Source organism: Streptococcus sp. SN-1 (assembly GCF_041154385.1).
Taxonomy (GTDB): Bacteria; Bacillota; Bacilli; order Lactobacillales; family Streptococcaceae; genus Streptococcus; species Streptococcus mitis_CT.
In genome coordinates this window covers 1,838,323-1,854,334 of sequence record NZ_AP028929.1, presented here as the reverse complement: position 1 = coordinate 1,854,334, position 16,012 = coordinate 1,838,323, and the positions used below count along the sequence as shown (strand labels likewise).

Below are 16,012 nucleotides of genomic sequence, written 5' to 3'. Positions count from 1 at the left end.
GTTTAATCATCTATCCAAAGAGGCTAATGTATATCCAATAGATTTACATTAGCCTTCTTTTTTGTTAAAATAGTCTATAGAAAGAGGGTGAGAGTATGTCAAAGACGAGCATGAGTATCCGTTTGGATAGTGAGGTTAAGGAGCAGGCCCAACAGGTGTTTAATAACCTGGGAATGGATATGACAACAGCTATCAATATTTTCCTTCGTCAAGCTATTCAATATCAGGGTTTACCTTTCGATGTTAGACTAGACGAGAGTCGGAACTTGCTTGAGGTATTAACGGATTTAGACCAAAATCGTAATATGAGCCAATCCTTTGAATCAATCTCTGACTTGATGGAGGATTTGCGTGCTTAAGATTCGTTATCATAAACAGTTTAAAAAAGATTTTAAGTTGGCTATGAAGCGTGGTTTGAAGGTAGAATTATTAGAAGAAGTTTTAAATTTTCTTGTTCAAGAAAAAGAACTTCCTGCTAGATATCGTGATCATCAATTGACGGCATCCAAGCATTTTCAAGGAGTTCGTGAATGCCATATCCAGCCAGATTGGCTTTTGGTTTATAAAGTAGACAAGGAAGAATTGATTTTAAATTTGCTGAGGACAGGCAGTCATAGTGATTTGTTTTAATAAATTTTAAGGTGGTTCTCATGAAACTAAGAATTTTTGCGGAAGATAAGCCGGCTGAGAAGGTATTTGAATATCAATTAGAACTTGCTGACCAGACAATCCTTCTATCAACAGCACTCTTGTCAGGTGCTATTGCTTTAGCAGGATTATTCTCTGCTTTGAAAGAAAAATAAAAATAGAAAAGAGAAAACAACATGGTTTTACCAAATTTTAAAGAAAATCTAGAAAAATATGCGAAATTATTGGTTGCGAACGGAATTAATGTGCAACCTGGTCACACTTTGGCTCTCTCTATCGATGTGGAGCAACGTGAGTTGGCTCACTTAATTGTCAAAGAAGCTTATGCCTTGGGTGCGCATGAGGTCATCGTTCAGTGGACAGATGATGTCATTAACCGTGAGAAATTCCTCCATGCGCCGATGGAGCGTCTGGACAATGTACCAGAATACAAGATTGCTGAGATGAACTATCTCTTGGAGAACAAAGCTAGCCGTCTTGGGGTTCGTTCATCTGATCCAGGTGCCTTGAACGGAGTGGATGCTGATAAGCTTTCAGCTTCTGCTAAAGCTATGGGACTTGCTATGAAGCCAATGCGCATCGCAACGCAATCCAACAAGGTTAGCTGGACTGTAGCAGCTGCTGCTGGACTTGAGTGGGCTAAGAAAGTCTTTCCAAATGCTGCGAGCGACGAAGAAGCAGTCGATCTCCTTTGGGACCAAATTTTCAAAACTTGCCGTGTCTATGAAGAAGATCCTGTTAAGGCTTGGGAAGAGCATGCAGCTATCCTTAAGAGTAAGGCAGATATGCTTAATAAAGAACAATTTTCAGCCCTTCACTACACAGCGCCAGGGACAGATTTAACACTTGGTTTGCCGAAGAACCACGTTTGGGAATCAGCTGGGGCTATCAATGCACAGGGCGAAGGATTCTTGCCAAATATGCCGACAGAGGAAGTCTTCACAGCGCCTGACTTCCGTCGCGCAGATGGTTATGTCACTTCTACAAAACCGCTTAGCTATAATGGAAATATCATCGAAGGTATTAAGGTAACCTTTAAGGATGGACAAATCGTTGACATCACTGCTGAGAAGGGCGATCAAGTCATGAAAGACCTTGTCTTTGAAAATGCGGGTGCGCGTGCCTTAGGTGAATGTGCCTTGGTACCAGATCCAAGCCCAATTTCTCAGTCAGGTATTACCTTCTTTAACACCCTTTTCGATGAAAATGCGTCAAATCACTTGGCTATCGGTGCAGCCTATGCAACTAGCGTTGTTGGTGGAGCGGAGATGAGCGAAGAGGAGCTTGAAGCTGCGGGGCTTAACCGTTCAGATGTTCACGTAGACTTTATGATTGGTTCTAACCAAATGGATATCGATGGTATCCGTGAGGATGGGACACGTGTACCACTCTTCCGTAACGGAGATTGGGCAAATTAAGGAGATAATATGTTAGGAAGCATGTTCGTTGGTCTCCTAGTGGGATTTTTAGCAGGTACTCTGACCAATCGTGGAGAACGCATGGGATGTTTTGGAAAAATGTTTCTCGGATGGATTGGTGCCTTTATAGGACAATTACTATTTGGTTCATGGGGGCCAAACCTAAACGGTACAGCCATTATCCCATCAGTTCTAGGAGCCATGATTTTACTAGCTATCTTCTGGGAAAGAGGAAGCTAAGTTTCGATTAAAAAGCTTGTTTATGATTAAAAATAAAGAGAGGTTGGAACTGGTTGAACTGCACCCCAAAAGTTAGACAGAAAAAATCTAACTTTTGGGGTGTTTTTATTTTAAAGTAATATTTTTTATTCTTGCACTGAGTTAATATTTATCGTATAATTAAGTTAATCGTAATTTTCTTACGGTCAAAGGAGGGCTAGTATGTTACAAAAATTTAAGGTAAAAGGTTTTAAAAATTTTGCATCACAAATTGAGTTTGATTTAACAGCTGGAAATTATTCGTTTAATGATAGTATTGTAAAAAACAATATTCTTACTACTGCAGTTATATATGGAGATAATGCCTCAGGAAAATCAAACTTGGGTTTAGCTATTATGGATATTATAACTCATCTAACAGATAATGAAAAAAATAGTAAGGATTATAAAAAACATTTCTTGAATTTAGAAACTATGCCTAAGTTCGCTGAGTTTGAATATACGTTTAACATTAGTAATCACATTGTCCAATATAAATATTGTAAAAAAAGTTACGATGACATTTTATATGAAGAATTATATATAGATGGTGATTTGCTTATCTTGTATGACAAGAATGAACAAATCAAGACTATTAATTTAAAAAATGGTAATGAAATTAACTTTGATAAATTACGAAACGATCAATCACTAGTGAAACTTGCTTATATTTATTCAACAGGTATAGACAATGTTGAAGAATCAAAGGATGATATTTTTAATAAATTTATAGAATTTGTTGATTCGATGTTATCTTTTGATTCAATATATGGAAATCATTATCAAGGGTATACGACAGGTAGTGGTGATATCGCAACAACAATTATTGAAAAAAATAAAATAAAAGATTATCAAGAATTTCTATCTGATTTGGGTATTAAATATAACTTGTTTGAAAAGGAGATTGACGATAGTAAATATATATTTGTGAAATTTCCTTCTGGAAGAGAAGCTAATTTTTTTAGTATTATGTCGAAAGGAACAGCAGCTTTATCTCTATTTTATATGTGGTATATGCAAATGGTGGATGGTATTAATTTTATGTTTATAGATGAGTTTGATTCCTATTTCCATCATGAAGTTTCCAGAAAATTGATTAAAAAACTTAAAGAATCTTCTAGTCAAATTATTTTAACTACACATAATACAGCCAATATGTCTAATACAATTTTAAGACCTGATAGTTATTTTACTATTTCGCATAATAAAATTGCTAATATAGCAGATCGTTCCGGTCGTGAAATTCGTCAAGCACAAAATATAGAAAAAATGTATCGAGCAGGTAGTTTTGATAATGAGTAATATTTTATTTATTGTTGAAGGTAAGGTAGATGAGCCAAAATATATGGAACAATTTATCAAATATCACCAAGAATGTATGATAAAAAATGGGAATAGTGTTATTCCAATTATTGTTCAGAGTTATGGAACGTTAATATATGATTTATATAAAAAAATCTCTGAGAGTCAGGAAGAGGATGAATTTGAAACGATTCCTCTTTTACTAGACATATTAAAATCAAAAAAAATAGAATATAATTCTAAATTAGAAGATTACGAGAAGTTTTCTGATATTTTTCTTTTTTTCGACTTAGATGCGCACCACTATTATAAGAAAGATGAACGAAATGATTTGGTTTATAAGAAGATTAATAAACTTTTGTCCATTTTTAATGAATCAACTAACAAAGGCAAGTTATTAATTAGTTATCCAATGTTTGAAGCAATTAAATGTTTTAATGATGATTGTTTAGGTAGTTGTGATGTCTTACTACACCTATTTGATATTTATGATGTTAAAAGGAGAGGTAAGACAAAGTTTAAAGATAAATATAAAAATGTAACTTCGGACATGTATAATAATCCGTTATATAATAAATTGAAGATTGAAAAGCTAGTTAAATACTTTATATATTGTTCATTGTGTTTGGTTGAAGATAAAAATGAAATTTCAAATTCTAGTGCAATATTTTTAAATCAATATACAAAGTTTATTAATCCACATAATAAAGTTGTTATATTATCAGCATTTCCTCATTTTATAGTTGAAATATTTGGAATAGATCAATACTTCGAAAAAGAATGTCAATATAAATTTAAAGATATTTCATAGCGAGATTGGAATTTGTTACTGATTTGTAAAGATTAAATTATATTATAAAAGAAATGTTGAAGTATACCCCAAAAGCTAGAGAAAATCGTTAATTTTCAACCACACTCTTCTTTGAGATGCTATATAAATTATTTAACATTTTATATGATAATTGAGTATTAATAAAGAGCAATTTTCATCCATTCACTACACAGCGCCAGGAACAGATTTGGCACTTGTCTTGCCGAAAAATCATGTCTGGGAATCAGCTGGTGCTATCAATGCACAGGACGAAGGATTTTGGCCAAATATGCCGACAGAGGAAGTCTTCACAGCGCCTGACTTCCGTCGTGCAGATGGTTATGTCACTTCTACAAAACCGCTTAGCTATAACGGAAATATCATCGAAGGTATTAAGGTAACCTTTAAGGATGGACAAATCGTTGACATCACTGCTGAGAAGGGCGATCAAGTCATGAAAGACCTTGTCTTTGAAAATGCGGGTGCGCGTGCCTTGGGTGAATGTGCCTTGGTACCAGATCCAAGCCCAATTTCTCAGTCAGGCATTACCTTCTTTAACACCCTTTTCGATGAGAATGCCTCAAACCACTTGGCTATCGGTGCAGCCTATGCAACTAGCGTAGTTGGTGGAGCGGAGATGAGCGAAGAGGAGCTTGAAGCTGCGGGGCTTAACCGTTCAGATGTTCATGTAGACTTTATGATTGGTTCTAACCAAATGGATATCGATGGTATCCGTGAGGATGGGACACGTGTACCACTCTTCCGTAACGGAGATTGGGCAAATTAACAAAAATATCCCAAAAGCAAATTGAATTGTAAGTATGCTTTTGGGATATTTATTTATAAGATTTTATTAGATTTTGAACGATTACATTTCCAACAGAGAGTTTGAAGATTGTCAGGTGTGGAAAGTCCTCCTTTTGATACAGGGACAATATGGTCTATCTCAAGTAACAGGAGAGATTGTTCAGCTGTAGAGGCAGCACAGATTTGACAAGTATAGTGATCTCTTTCTTTTATTTGAGTTCGAAGTTTGTTTGTCATCAGTGATCGTTGAGCTTGAGCAGTTTGTTTTGATTTTATTTTCTTTGCAATATACTCTGCTGTTGCTTCAACAGTTTCACCGTTAAACAGAATTGTCGTTTTCTGAGAACTATTGCCTCCTGCACTCACGTATTCAAAAATATAAGAAGTGTAATCAACCTTTATGTCTGGTAGGTGGATATCTAACTCTTTCATTAAATCTTTAGAAAAGTATTTTAAAATAAATTTTGGAGGATTAAAGTCGTTTTTTATTTGTTCCTCTCGTTGATAAAGATTATCAATTGTGTTTTCCATTCGAGAGATATTCTCTCCGATTTCTTCAAGCTGTTTCAAGCTTTCTTCGGTTGCAGTTATTCCGAAATACTTACAGAGATAATGTATAGGTTCTTCAGATGCACGTCGCACAACTTGTAGGGAAGTTGAATAAACGTTACTTTGATTTAAAGTTTTTTTATGTTTATCTCGCTTATAGTCATGTTGGCTAGTATTTTCAAAGTGAGCTAAATGTGCATGTTTCCCTGTAATATCCTTTACAATAAATTGATTTTTATTTGGGATATCTTTTACATATTCTGAAATCTCATTAAACTCAATAATAGTATCTGCAATTTTTTGTTTTTGTTCTAGAAAACCTGGACTTTTAAAATATCTTATTTTTCTAATATGTAAAGATATACCATAAATGAGGAATAAGCAAAGTGCAATTAGAATAAATGGAAGAATCTTTAAAAATAAAGCTATTACTACAAAAATAAGAAATAAATAGATTAACCACATATGGATGTTTCCTTTTAAACGAAGTATATTTATACTATACCATAAAATTGATAATAGTTCAGCAATTTCCATGATATAATAGTTCTATGAGATTGGATAAATTTTTAGTTGCCTGCGCTGTGGGGAGTCGGACAGAGGTCAAAAACTTACTCAAGGCTGGGCGCGTGACGGTAAATGGTAAAAAAGAAAAGTCAGCTAAATTGCAGATTGATGAAGAAAGAGATGAGATTCGCTTTGATGGGCAAGTGTTGGAGTATGAAGAGTTTGTCTACTACATGATGAACAAGCCCCAAGGAGTTATCTCAGCGACTGAGGATCCTAAGCACAGAACCGTTCTGGACTTGCTGGATGATATTGCTCGGAGCAAGGAAGTTTTCCCAGTAGGACGCTTGGATATTGACACGCATGGTCTTTTGCTCTTGACCAATGATGGTCAGCTGGCCCATGCTCTTCTTTCGCCCAAGCGTCATGTGGACAAGACGTATCTGGCTCTGGTCAAGGGAATTATGATCCAAGAAGATGTGGATACATTCGCCAAGGGCATTCCGCTCAAGGATTTTACCTGCCAGCCAGCTAAGTTGGAGCTTGTGTCCATAGATACAGAAAAGAATCAAAGCCAAATCCGTGTGACTATTGCAGAAGGGAAGTTTCATCAGGTCAAGCGTATGGTGGCCTACTGTGGCAAGGAAGTAGTAGACTTGCAACGCTTGACTATGGGAACGCTAGTATTGGATGAGAACTTAGAACGAGGGGAATGGCGTCGCTTGACCAAGGAGGAATTGGAAAATCTTCTTGCTAGTATTGCTTAATTTGGTTTATATTCGAAAAAGGTGAGGGAGAATGTCCTCGCCTTTTATGTTTTTTAGTTGCTTCCTTTGTGAAAAGAGTTATAATAGACTGTAGAATAAAAGGAGGAATCTATGAACGCGATTCAAGAATCATTTACTGATAAACTATTTGCCAACTATGAAGCAAATGTAAAATACCAAGCGATTGAAAATGCTGCCAGCCACAACGGAATTTTTGCAGCTCTAGAACGTCGCCAAAGCCATGTAGACAACACCCCTGTTTTCTCATTGGATTTGACCAAGGACAAGGTTACTAACCAGAAAGCGTCTGGTCGTTGCTGGATGTTTGCGGCTCTCAACACCTTCCGCCACAAGCTCATCTCACAATACAAACTGGAAAATTTTGAGTTGTCACAGGCCCACACATTCTTCTGGGACAAGTATGAGAAATCAAACTGGTTCTTGGAGCAAGTCATTGCAACTGCAGACCAAGACTTGACGAGCCGCAAGGTTAAATTCCTACTTCAAACACCTCAACAAGACGGTGGTCAGTGGGATATGGTCGTTGCCCTCTTTGAGAAATACGGTGTCGTGCCTAAGTCAGTTTATCCTGAGTCCGTTTCATCTAGCAGTAGCCGTGAGCTAAATGCAATCCTTAACAAATTGCTTCGCCAAGATGCTCAAATCTTGCGTGACTTGCTTGCTTCTGGTGCAGATCAAGCGACTGTCCAAGCTAAGAAAGAAGACCTCTTGCAAGAAATCTTTAATTTCCTTGCTATGTCTTTAGGACTTCCACCTCGTAGATTTGACTTTGCTTATCGTGATAAGGATAACAACTACCAAAGCGAAAAGGGTATCACGCCACAGGAATTTTACAAGAAATATGTCAATCTTCCTCTAGAAGACTATGTTTCTGTTATCAATGCTCCAACTGTAGACAAGCCTTATGGCCAATCTTACACAGTTGAGATGTTAGGAAATGTCGTTGGTAGCCGTGCAGTTCGTTACATCAATGTTCCAATGGAGCGCTTGAAAGAATTGGCGATTGCCCAAATGCAAGCAGGTGAGACTGTTTGGTTTGGTTCTGATGTCGGCCAGCTCAGCAACCGCAAAGCTGGAATTCTTGCGACAGATATTTATGACTTTGAATCAAGCATGGACATTAAACTTACTCAAGACAAGGCTGGACGTTTGGACTATAGCGAAAGCTTGATGACCCACGCCATGGTCTTGACAGGTGTTGACTTGGACGAAAATGGTAAATCAACCAAGTGGAAGGTTGAAAACTCATGGGGAGACAAGGTTGGTGCAGATGGTTACTTTGTTGCCTCAGACGCTTGGATGGACGAATACACTTACCAAATCGTTGTCCGTAAGGAATTGCTGACAGCAGAAGAACAAGCAGCCTATGAAGCAGAACCAATTGTACTCGCACCATGGGATCCAATGGGAGCTTTGGCTGAATAAAAACATAGAAAAAAGGAATCAGATTTTAGAACCTGATTCCTTTTAAGTTGCTTGATTACATGATGTGAAGAACATGTGCCACAATACCCACTGCGAAAAGGGCAAGGATAATAGTGATTGGAGATACTTTTTTCTTAAGCAAGTACATGCAAAGTAAAGTAAGGAGTAGTCCTGATAGTCCAGGAATCAACATATCCAAGTTTTGTTGGAAAGTAGTAACTTTTTCAGGTGTTTGAGACAATCCTTGTCCTACTTGTGCGAATGCTTCTTGGATACCTTTAGATCCTTCTGGCAATTTATCCCAATGGATATAAGCCTTTTCATCTAGTTGAACTTTGGCAACATCGAAAGCAAATTTAATATTTACCCAACGTTGAACAAGGACAGCAAGAATGAACATACCAAGGATAGAAGCTCCTTTAGTGATGTCTTGAAGGATACCGCCAGACATATCTTTAGTGATTTCTGATCCAGCCTTGTATCCAATCTCTTGTGTATACCACAAGAATGACATACGAATCAAGTTCCAAAGAACGAAAAAGAGGATTGGACCTAAGATATTACCAGTAAGGGCAAGTGAAGCACCGAGTGATCCAAGGATTGGGCGTACTGTAAACCAGAATACTGGGTCACCGATACCAGCAAGAGGTCCCATCATACCGATTTTAACCCCTTGGATAGCAGCGTCGTCGATTTCAACACCGTTAGCACGTTCTTCTTCAAGTGCAAGAGTAACCCCCATGATTGGAGCGGCTACGTATGGGTGAGTGTTGAAGAATTCAAGATGGCGTTCAAGAGCAGCGATTTGATCTTCTTTTTTAGTGTAGAGTTTTTTAAGAGCTGGAATTAATGAGTAAGCCCAACCCAAGTTTTGCATACGTTCATAGTTCCAAGAACCTTGTAAGAAAGTTGAACGCCACCAAACTTTTTTACGATCTGATTTAGTTAATTGAAGTTTTTCAGTCATGATGTTTTCAGTCCTTTCTTATCTTAGTAGTCTTCTAGGATATCGCCGATTGGGTCGTTAGAAGTTGCGGCTCCTCCGCCACCATTTCCACCAGTTTTAGAAAGGTGAAGGTAGATAAGAGCGATAGCAACACCGATAGCACCAAATCCGATTAGAGTAATATCTGACACGGCAGCAAGCACGAAACCGATAGCGAAGAATGGCCATACTTCACGAGTTGCCATCATGTTGATAACCATAGCGTAACCAACGGCAACGACCATACCACCACCGATAGCCATACCGTCTTTAAGCCAATCAGGCATAGTATTTAGAATGCTTTGTACGGTTTCAGTTGGTACCATTAGAAGGAGTGCTGCAGGGACTGCAATACGAAGACCTTGAAGAAGAAGTGCGACAAAGTGAGCGCGTTCAACTGCTTTAAAGTCACCTTTTTTAGCAGAAGCATCAGCAGTGTGAACCAATCCGACAGAGAGTGTACGGACAATCATAGTCAAGAATAGACCAGCAACTGCAAGAGGGATAGCAACCGCTTGGGCAACACCGATACCTGTCTTAGTAAAGTCGCCACCAAGAACCATGATAATGGCAGCAGCAACAGAAGCAAGAGCAGCGTCAGGAGCTACGGCAGCTCCGATGTTAGCCCAACCAAGGGCGATCATTTGAAGAGAACCACCAAGGATAATCCCTGCTTCAAGGTTACCAGTAACAAGACCGATAAGGGTACAAGCTACGATTGGTTGATGGAATTGGAACTGGTCGAGGATACCTTCAAGACCTGCTAGGAAGGCTACAACGACTACTAAAACCATAGAAATAATAGACATCTTTAAAATCCTTTCATAAAATCGATTATTGCACGTTTGCTTTGTTGATCAAGTCAAACAAATCTTTTTTCGTGTCGTTTGGTACTTTACGTACATCAAATTCAACACCAAGGTCACGCATTTTTTCAAATGTGGCAACGTCTTCTTTATCCATAGACAAAACGTTGTTAACCATTGTTTTACCAGTTGAGTGAGCCATTGATCCAACATTAAGAGTTTTGATTGGCACGCCACCTTCGATAGCACGAAGAGCATCTTGAGGTGTTTCAAACAAGATAAGGGCATGTGTTCCTCCGAAGCGAGGATCTTTTGCAACGTCGATTAGTTTTTGGATAGGAACAACGTTTGCTTTCACTTTACCTGGAGCTGCTTGTTTAATCAATTCTTTACGTAATTCGTCTTTAGCTACGTTATCTGAAGCAACGATGATACGGTCTGCTTTTGAATCTGGAGTCCAAGCAGTTGCAACCTGACCGTGAAGTAAACGAGTGTCTAGACGGGCAAGGTTGATTTTGAGTTTACCGTCTCCGATGACAGTTCCTTCTGGAATAGCAGCTTGGGCAACTGGAGCAGCTGCAGCGCTTGCTACTTCCTCAACTGGATTGAGCTCTTCTGGAAGAGCCTTGATGCCATCTTTGGCTTCTTTGATAATATTCGCAGCGACTTTTTCTACACCTGCAGCAGCGTCCATGAGGCGCTCTGTGTAGGCTTGAATTAACATCGGTAAGTTCAGTCCTGTGATGATGGCAAACTTACGCTCAGGATTTTCTCCCATCACGCGGCTAGCTTGGTTAAATGGAGATCCACTCCAAAGGTCAGCCAAAACTAGAACCTCATCTTCTGCGTCAAATGCAGCAACAGCGTTATTAAACTTAGCGTATAGATCGTCAGGACCTTCGTTTGGCATAAAGGTTACAACTTGAACCTTTTCTTGTTCACCAAAGATCATAGATCCTGACTGATGAATACCCGCAGCAAATTCGCCGTGGCTCGCAATAATGATTCCGATACTCATTATTGTCATTCCTCCTTTTTTGTTTTAGTTTTCGTTTAAGAAAACTTTAAGACTTTTTAAGTATAAACCGTTTTCATCTAAAAATCAACTATTTATCATAAAATAATTAAAAATATTACATCTGAAAATATTGATATATTGAGTTTTAGAGAAGTTTTTTTGAATCCTTATTAAAAAATTTAATATAAAAAAGTTGGAAGCGCATTCCAACTTTTAAAATAGGTTTCTAATAGATTAGTGGGTGAAGTCGAGTACCATACGTCCTTGGATTTGACCTTTTTCCATTTCGTCGAAAATGGCTACGGCATCTTCTATTGGACGTTTTTGAACAACTGGAACTACTAAACCTTCTGCACCGAATTGGAAGGCTTCTTCCAAGTCTTTACGAGTTCCTACAAGAGAACCGATGACTTGGATTCCATCTAGAACGGTTTTTACGATACTTAGTTCCATCATTTCAGAAGGAAGGCCGACAGCGACAACGCGACCACCAGCACGAACTGAGTCAACAGCCTGGTTGAAGGCAACTTTAGATACAGCAGTTACGACAGCTGAATGAGCTCCACCATCAGTTTTTTCCTTGATGAGTCCTGGTACATCTTCAATTTCGAGGCCGTTAATAACAATGTCAGCGCCTACTTCTTTTGCAAGGGCAAGTTTGTCGTTATTGATATCAACTGCGATGACATGAGCATTGAATACTTTTTTAGCGTATTGAACAGCTAGGTTACCAAGGCCACCAGCACCGTAAAGAACAACCCATTGGCCTGGTTCAACTTTGGCCTCTTTAATAGCTTTATAGGTTGTTACACCAGCACATGTGATAGAAGAGGCTTGGGCTGGATCAAGTCCGTCAGGAACTTTAACAGCATAGTCTGCTGTTACGATACATTGTTCAGCCATACCACCGTCTACTGAGTAGCCGGCATTTTTTACTGTACGGCAAAGAGTTTCACGGCCAGTTGTACAGTATTCGCAAGTACCACATCCTTCAAAGAACCAAGCAACGCTGACGCGGTCGCCGACTTTAAGACTTTTAACATCTGGTGCAATTTCTTTAACGATACCAACACCTTCGTGACCTAGGACACGTCCTGGTACCTGACCGAAGTCGCCATGGGCAACGTGGAGGTCAGTGTGGCAAACACCACAGTATTCAATTTCTACAAGTGCTTCCCCAGTTTCAAGTGGACGGAGTACTTTTTCTTCAACAGCAACACCAGTGCTTTCTGGATTAACAACAACAGCTTTCATAGCTATCCTCCTTGATATTGACCGAGAACAGGGATAACGGGACTGGATTGATTTTGTGTCAACAGAGTCGAGTATGACGAGCTCTCTTGTATTTATATGTGAATTATATCACAAAAGAAAGCCTTTTCCAAGGTTTTGGAGGCAAAAAGTAGAACAATCGATTAACTGGTTGATGAGACTGTGAAAAGAGCACAAAGACCAGCTCGCAAGCTGGTCAGTATGGACTATAAGAATAAGTCTTGCAGGGTTTTGGCAACCCCATCTTGGTCATTGGTTAGGGCAATTTGCTCATCTGCATAGGGGAGTAGCTCTGGGTTGGCATTTTTCATTGCATAACCTTTCCCAGCAAAAGCAAGCATTTCGGTATCATTGTGCTCATCTCCAAAAGCAATCAAATCTTTTTTATCGCGGTTCATTACCTTGAGCAAGTAGTCCAAAGCAAAGGCCTTGTTGACACCTTTTGGGGTACATTCAAGGATATTGAGCGGACCACCCCAAGTGTTGATAGACAGTTGATGCTGGTAGAAGGCATTCATTTCTTTTGCCAAGGCATATTTGTCACTGGCTCTGGTCTGCAAGAGAATACAGTTAGGGTCCTTGGTCACCAATTCAGGATTGAATTGATCTTCAGGCTGGAAAGCTTCTACGCCAAATAGTTTGGGATTGGCAATTTCTTCATTGGGATTTGTGATGTAGAATTTTTTACGATATTCTCCAGCGATAAAATCAGCTTGAATGTCCTCTGAACGTTGAACCATGTCTAACAGATATTTTTTGTCTACGGTCAAACACTTTTCAAAGTCCCAAACTTGGTCTGGTAAATGAGTGAGGGAACCGTTGAAATTAATCATAGGAGTGTTTAAGCCTAGTTCACGGTAAAAATCTTTTGACATACGGTAAGGGCGACCTGTCGTAATAATAACCTGATGCCCTTTTTCAGTAACTTTTTTAATAGTTTCTTTGGTAAAGTCAGAAATCTGACTGTCTGAGTTGAGCAGGGTTCCATCTAGGTCAACTGCAATAATTTTTTTCGTCATATAAACCTTTCTAGTGTCTTTCCAGATAAGATGTCTACTATTATAACAAAAAGCAGGCAGAAAAGCAGATTCGAAACCAAAAAAGAAATTTCATCAAATTCTTAAATAAATCAAACAAAGATATTGAAAAAGTGAATGATAAATGATATAATTCTATTATTGTTCGTAAAAATTAAAAGGAGATTGATAATGGACAAATTATTTAAACTAAAAGAGAACGGTACAGACGTTCGTACAGAGGTTCTCGCTGGTTTAACAACTTTCTTTGCAATGAGCTATATTCTCTTTGTAAACCCACAAATTCTTTCGCAAACAGGAATGCCTGCTCAGGGTGTGTTTCTTGCAACGATTATCGGTGCAGTAGCTGGTACCTTGATGATGGCTTTCTACGCCAACTTGCCATATGCTCAAGCACCAGGTATGGGTCTTAACGCCTTCTTTACATTTACAGTTGTATTCGGGCTTGGTTATTCATGGCAAGAAGCCTTGGCTATGGTCTTCATCTGTGGAATTATCTCATTGATTATTACCTTGACAAATGTTCGTAAAATGATCATTGAATCGATTCCGAATGCCCTTCGTTCAGCTATTTCAGCTGGTATCGGTGTCTTCCTTGCCTACGTGGGAATTAAGAATGCTGGACTTTTGAAATTCTCTATCGATCCAGGCAATTATACGGTTGCAGGAGAAGGAGCTGACAAGGCCCAAGCAGCGATTACAGCAAACTCTTCAGCAGTTCCAGGATTGGTCAGCTTTAATAATCCAGCTGTTTTGGTGGCTCTTGCAGGACTTGCTATCACAATTTTCTTTGTTATCAAAGGAATTAAAGGGGGAATTATCCTCTCTATCTTGACAACAACTGTTCTTGCTATTGCAGTTGGTTTGGTAGATTTGTCTAGTATCGATTTTGCTAATAATCATGTTGGTGCAGCCTTTGAAGACTTGAAGACAGTTTTTGGTGCAGCTCTTGGTTCAGAAGGTTTGGGAGCTTTGATTTCAGATACAGCTCGCTTGCCTGAAACTCTGATGGCCATTCTTGCCTTCTCATTGACAGATATTTTTGACACGATTGGTACCTTGATCGGTACAGGTGAAAAAGTTGGTATCGTAGCGACAAATGGTGAAAATCACCAATCAGCTAAGTTGGACAAGGCTCTTTACTCTGACTTGATTGGTACTTCAATTGGTGCCATCGCTGGTACTTCAAACGTAACGACTTATGTTGAGTCTGCTGCTGGTATCGGTGCAGGTGGACGTACTGGTTTGACAGCCTTGGTTGTAGCAATCTGTTTTGCAATTTCAAGCTTCTTTAGTCCACTTCTAGCGATTGTACCAACAGCCGCTACAGCTCCAATCTTGATTATCGTTGGGATTATGATGTTGGCTAGCTTGAAAAATATCCATTGGGACGATATGTCTGAAGCGGTTCCTGCTTTCTTCACATCTATCTTTATGGGATTCAGCTACTCTATTACTCAAGGGATTGCAGTTGGTTTCTTGACTTACACTTTGACTAAGCTTGTCAAAGGTCAAGCTAAAGATGTTCATGTCATGATTTGGATTTTGGATGCCTTGTTTATCCTTAACTATATCAGCATGGCCTTATAATAGGATAACCCAGGGGAATTTTCCCCCTTTTTTTAATACAAAGTCTAGGAGATGAATGATGGAAGAGAAAAGTATGTGGAAAGAATTGTTGAATCGTGCAGGCTGGCTGTTAATCTTTCTGCTAGCGACAATTTTATATCAGATTCCTATAGGGGTTACTGCTATTTTAACTTTAAATGCAGTACCATTGTTACAGTCAGGACTGATAGTTGCTGGTATTTCGATTGTTGTTTTAGCACTATTTATTTTTGGAGCTCGTAAAACCCAATTAGCTAGTTTTAATTTTTCTTTTTTTAGAGCTAAGGATTTGGCACGATTGGGATTAAGTTATTTAGTTATTATCGGGTCAAATATACTTGGTTCTATCTTGTTGCAACTGTCAAATGAGACGACAACAGCTAACCAGTCTCAGATTAACGATATGGTTCAGAATAGTTCGTTGATTTCTAGCTTTTTCTTGCTGACCTTGCTTGCTCCAATTTGTGAGGAAATCTTGTGCCGTGGGATTGTTCCTAAAAAGATTTTCAGAGGCAAGGAGAACTTGGGATTTGTAGTCGGTACGATTGTGTTTGCTTTATTGCATCAACCAAGTAATTTACCTTCTTTATTGATTTATGGAGGTATGTCGATCGTTCTATCTTGGACGGCTTACAAGACCCAACGTTTGGAAATGTCTATCTTACTTCACATGATTGTTAACGGGGTGGCCTTCTGCTTGTTGGCTCTTGTGGTGATCATGAGTCGGACATTAGGGATTTCTGTTTAAGATTTTTGACAATTGCTTACTTGTT

17 protein-coding genes and 1 pseudogene are annotated in these 16,012 nt (G+C 38.8%); 12 read left to right on the top strand and 6 right to left on the bottom strand.

Annotated features, from left to right (window positions below):
* Positions 1-95 precede the first annotated feature (95 nt).
* The 8 genes and pseudogenes from ACAM22_RS08550 to ACAM22_RS08515 form a co-directional block, all read left to right on the top strand.
* Complete coding sequence (locus ACAM22_RS08550; protein WP_153192760.1) at positions 96-359, top strand: type II toxin-antitoxin system RelB/DinJ family antitoxin; 264 nt, start codon at positions 96-98, stop codon at positions 357-359.
* On the top strand, positions 352-630 hold the full coding sequence (locus ACAM22_RS08545; protein ID WP_261025629.1) for a type II toxin-antitoxin system YafQ family toxin: 279 nt from the start codon (positions 352-354) through the stop codon (positions 628-630). The genes ACAM22_RS08550 and ACAM22_RS08545 overlap by 8 nt, the downstream gene beginning before the upstream one ends.
* Positions 631-650: 20 nt before the next feature.
* Complete coding sequence (locus tag ACAM22_RS08540) at positions 651-803, top strand: hypothetical protein (RefSeq protein ID WP_000776626.1); 153 nt, start codon at positions 651-653, stop codon at positions 801-803.
* A 21-nt stretch (positions 804-824) separates the two neighbouring features.
* Positions 825-2,066: an aminopeptidase gene (locus ACAM22_RS08535; protein WP_000243934.1), complete on the top strand. Its 1,242-nt coding sequence runs from the start codon at positions 825-827 to the stop codon at positions 2,064-2,066.
* Between the two features lie 9 nt (positions 2,067-2,075).
* Positions 2,076-2,306, top strand: coding sequence for a GlsB/YeaQ/YmgE family stress response membrane protein (locus tag ACAM22_RS08530; protein ID WP_261025631.1), 231 nt, complete (start codon positions 2,076-2,078; stop codon positions 2,304-2,306).
* A 201-nt stretch (positions 2,307-2,507) separates the two neighbouring features.
* Positions 2,508-3,626, top strand: a complete 1,119-nt coding sequence (locus tag ACAM22_RS08525) for an ATP-binding protein (protein WP_261025632.1) — start codon at positions 2,508-2,510, stop codon at positions 3,624-3,626.
* On the top strand, positions 3,619-4,437 hold the full coding sequence (locus ACAM22_RS08520; protein WP_261025633.1) for a hypothetical protein: 819 nt from the start codon (positions 3,619-3,621) through the stop codon (positions 4,435-4,437). Before ACAM22_RS08525 ends, ACAM22_RS08520 begins: the two co-directional genes overlap by 8 nt.
* Before the next feature lie 157 nt (positions 4,438-4,594).
* A pseudogene (locus ACAM22_RS08515) lies at positions 4,595-5,224 on the top strand (aminopeptidase); the annotation flags it as partial.
* A gap of 53 nt (positions 5,225-5,277) precedes the next feature.
* On the opposite strand, the gene ACAM22_RS08510 reads toward ACAM22_RS08515, so the two are convergent.
* Positions 5,278-6,330 (bottom strand): HNH endonuclease, encoded by a 1,053-nt coding sequence (locus ACAM22_RS08510; protein WP_261025634.1) that lies wholly within the window; start codon positions 6,328-6,330, stop codon positions 5,278-5,280.
* 14 nt (positions 6,331-6,344) lie between these two features.
* Between ACAM22_RS08510 and ACAM22_RS08505 the strand changes: the two genes are divergently transcribed.
* Together ACAM22_RS08505 and pepC are read left to right on the top strand one after the other, a co-directional pair.
* Positions 6,345-7,067, top strand: coding sequence for a pseudouridine synthase (locus ACAM22_RS08505; protein ID WP_261052285.1), 723 nt, complete (start codon positions 6,345-6,347; stop codon positions 7,065-7,067).
* 111 nt (positions 7,068-7,178) lie between these two features.
* Entirely contained in the window at positions 7,179-8,513 is a 1,335-nt protein-coding gene (pepC, locus tag ACAM22_RS08500; RefSeq protein ID WP_369606684.1) for an aminopeptidase C, read from the top strand.
* Between the two features lie 55 nt (positions 8,514-8,568).
* On the opposite strand, the gene ACAM22_RS08495 is transcribed toward pepC, so the two are convergent.
* From ACAM22_RS08495 to ACAM22_RS08475, 5 genes are all read right to left on the bottom strand, one after another.
* Complete coding sequence (locus tag ACAM22_RS08495; protein WP_000136864.1) at positions 8,569-9,480, bottom strand: PTS system mannose/fructose/sorbose family transporter subunit IID; 912 nt, start codon at positions 9,478-9,480, stop codon at positions 8,569-8,571.
* A gap of 23 nt (positions 9,481-9,503) precedes the next feature.
* Positions 9,504-10,307 carry a PTS mannose/fructose/sorbose transporter subunit IIC gene (locus ACAM22_RS08490; RefSeq protein ID WP_049543673.1) on the bottom strand — a complete coding sequence of 268 codons (804 nt, stop codon included), beginning with the start codon at positions 10,305-10,307 and terminating at the stop codon, positions 9,504-9,506.
* A 25-nt stretch (positions 10,308-10,332) separates the two neighbouring features.
* The gene (locus ACAM22_RS08485; RefSeq protein WP_004258131.1) at positions 10,333-11,322 is read right to left on the bottom strand and encodes a PTS sugar transporter subunit IIB; all 990 of its coding nucleotides are present in this window, start codon (positions 11,320-11,322) and stop codon (positions 10,333-10,335) included.
* A 234-nt stretch (positions 11,323-11,556) separates the two neighbouring features.
* The gene (adhP, locus tag ACAM22_RS08480) at positions 11,557-12,576 is read right to left on the bottom strand and encodes an alcohol dehydrogenase AdhP (RefSeq protein ID WP_369606683.1); all 1,020 of its coding nucleotides are present in this window, start codon (positions 12,574-12,576) and stop codon (positions 11,557-11,559) included.
* Positions 12,577-12,800: 224 nt separating this feature from the next.
* Positions 12,801-13,613, bottom strand: a complete 813-nt coding sequence (locus tag ACAM22_RS08475; RefSeq protein WP_261052298.1) for a Cof-type HAD-IIB family hydrolase — start codon at positions 13,611-13,613, stop codon at positions 12,801-12,803.
* A gap of 189 nt (positions 13,614-13,802) precedes the next feature.
* On the opposite strand from ACAM22_RS08475, the gene ACAM22_RS08470 reads away from it, so the two are divergent.
* Both ACAM22_RS08470 and ACAM22_RS08465 read left to right on the top strand, forming a co-directional pair.
* A complete protein-coding gene (locus tag ACAM22_RS08470; protein WP_143952530.1) occupies positions 13,803-15,221 on the top strand; it encodes an NCS2 family permease in 1,419 nt (472 codons plus the stop codon).
* Between the two features lie 58 nt (positions 15,222-15,279).
* Entirely contained in the window at positions 15,280-15,987 is a 708-nt protein-coding gene (locus tag ACAM22_RS08465; protein ID WP_369606682.1) for a lysostaphin resistance A-like protein, read from the top strand.
* The last annotated feature ends 25 nt before the right edge of the window (positions 15,988-16,012 follow it).

What these genes read in the sequence shown, in the direction of transcription:
- ACAM22_RS08475 (WP_261052298.1), bottom strand. Translation starts at nt 13,613, where the DNA reads ATGACGAAAAAAATTATTGCAGTTGACCTAGATGGAACCCTGCTCAAC.
- ACAM22_RS08485 (WP_004258131.1), bottom strand. Translation starts at nt 11,322, where the DNA reads ATGAGTATCGGAATCATTATTGCGAGCCACGGCGAATTTGCTGCGGGT.
- pepC (WP_369606684.1), top strand. Translation starts at nt 7,179, where the DNA reads ATGAACGCGATTCAAGAATCATTTACTGATAAACTATTTGCCAACTAT.
- ACAM22_RS08550 (WP_153192760.1), top strand. Translation starts at nt 96, where the DNA reads ATGTCAAAGACGAGCATGAGTATCCGTTTGGATAGTGAGGTTAAGGAG.
- ACAM22_RS08490 (WP_049543673.1), bottom strand. Translation starts at nt 10,307, where the DNA reads ATGTCTATTATTTCTATGGTTTTAGTAGTCGTTGTAGCCTTCCTAGCA.
- ACAM22_RS08525 (WP_261025632.1), top strand. Translation starts at nt 2,508, where the DNA reads ATGTTACAAAAATTTAAGGTAAAAGGTTTTAAAAATTTTGCATCACAA.
- ACAM22_RS08540 (WP_000776626.1), top strand. Translation starts at nt 651, where the DNA reads ATGAAACTAAGAATTTTTGCGGAAGATAAGCCGGCTGAGAAGGTATTT.
- ACAM22_RS08520 (WP_261025633.1), top strand. Translation starts at nt 3,619, where the DNA reads ATGAGTAATATTTTATTTATTGTTGAAGGTAAGGTAGATGAGCCAAAA.
- ACAM22_RS08465 (WP_369606682.1), top strand. Translation starts at nt 15,280, where the DNA reads ATGGAAGAGAAAAGTATGTGGAAAGAATTGTTGAATCGTGCAGGCTGG.
- adhP (WP_369606683.1), bottom strand. Translation starts at nt 12,576, where the DNA reads ATGAAAGCTGTTGTTGTTAATCCAGAAAGCACTGGTGTTGCTGTTGAA.
- ACAM22_RS08470 (WP_143952530.1), top strand. Translation starts at nt 13,803, where the DNA reads ATGGACAAATTATTTAAACTAAAAGAGAACGGTACAGACGTTCGTACA.
- ACAM22_RS08530 (WP_261025631.1), top strand. Translation starts at nt 2,076, where the DNA reads ATGTTAGGAAGCATGTTCGTTGGTCTCCTAGTGGGATTTTTAGCAGGT.
- ACAM22_RS08505 (WP_261052285.1), top strand. Translation starts at nt 6,345, where the DNA reads ATGAGATTGGATAAATTTTTAGTTGCCTGCGCTGTGGGGAGTCGGACA.
- ACAM22_RS08535 (WP_000243934.1), top strand. Translation starts at nt 825, where the DNA reads ATGGTTTTACCAAATTTTAAAGAAAATCTAGAAAAATATGCGAAATTA.
- ACAM22_RS08510 (WP_261025634.1), bottom strand. Translation starts at nt 6,330, where the DNA reads ATGGAAATTGCTGAACTATTATCAATTTTATGGTATAGTATAAATATA.
- ACAM22_RS08495 (WP_000136864.1), bottom strand. Translation starts at nt 9,480, where the DNA reads ATGACTGAAAAACTTCAATTAACTAAATCAGATCGTAAAAAAGTTTGG.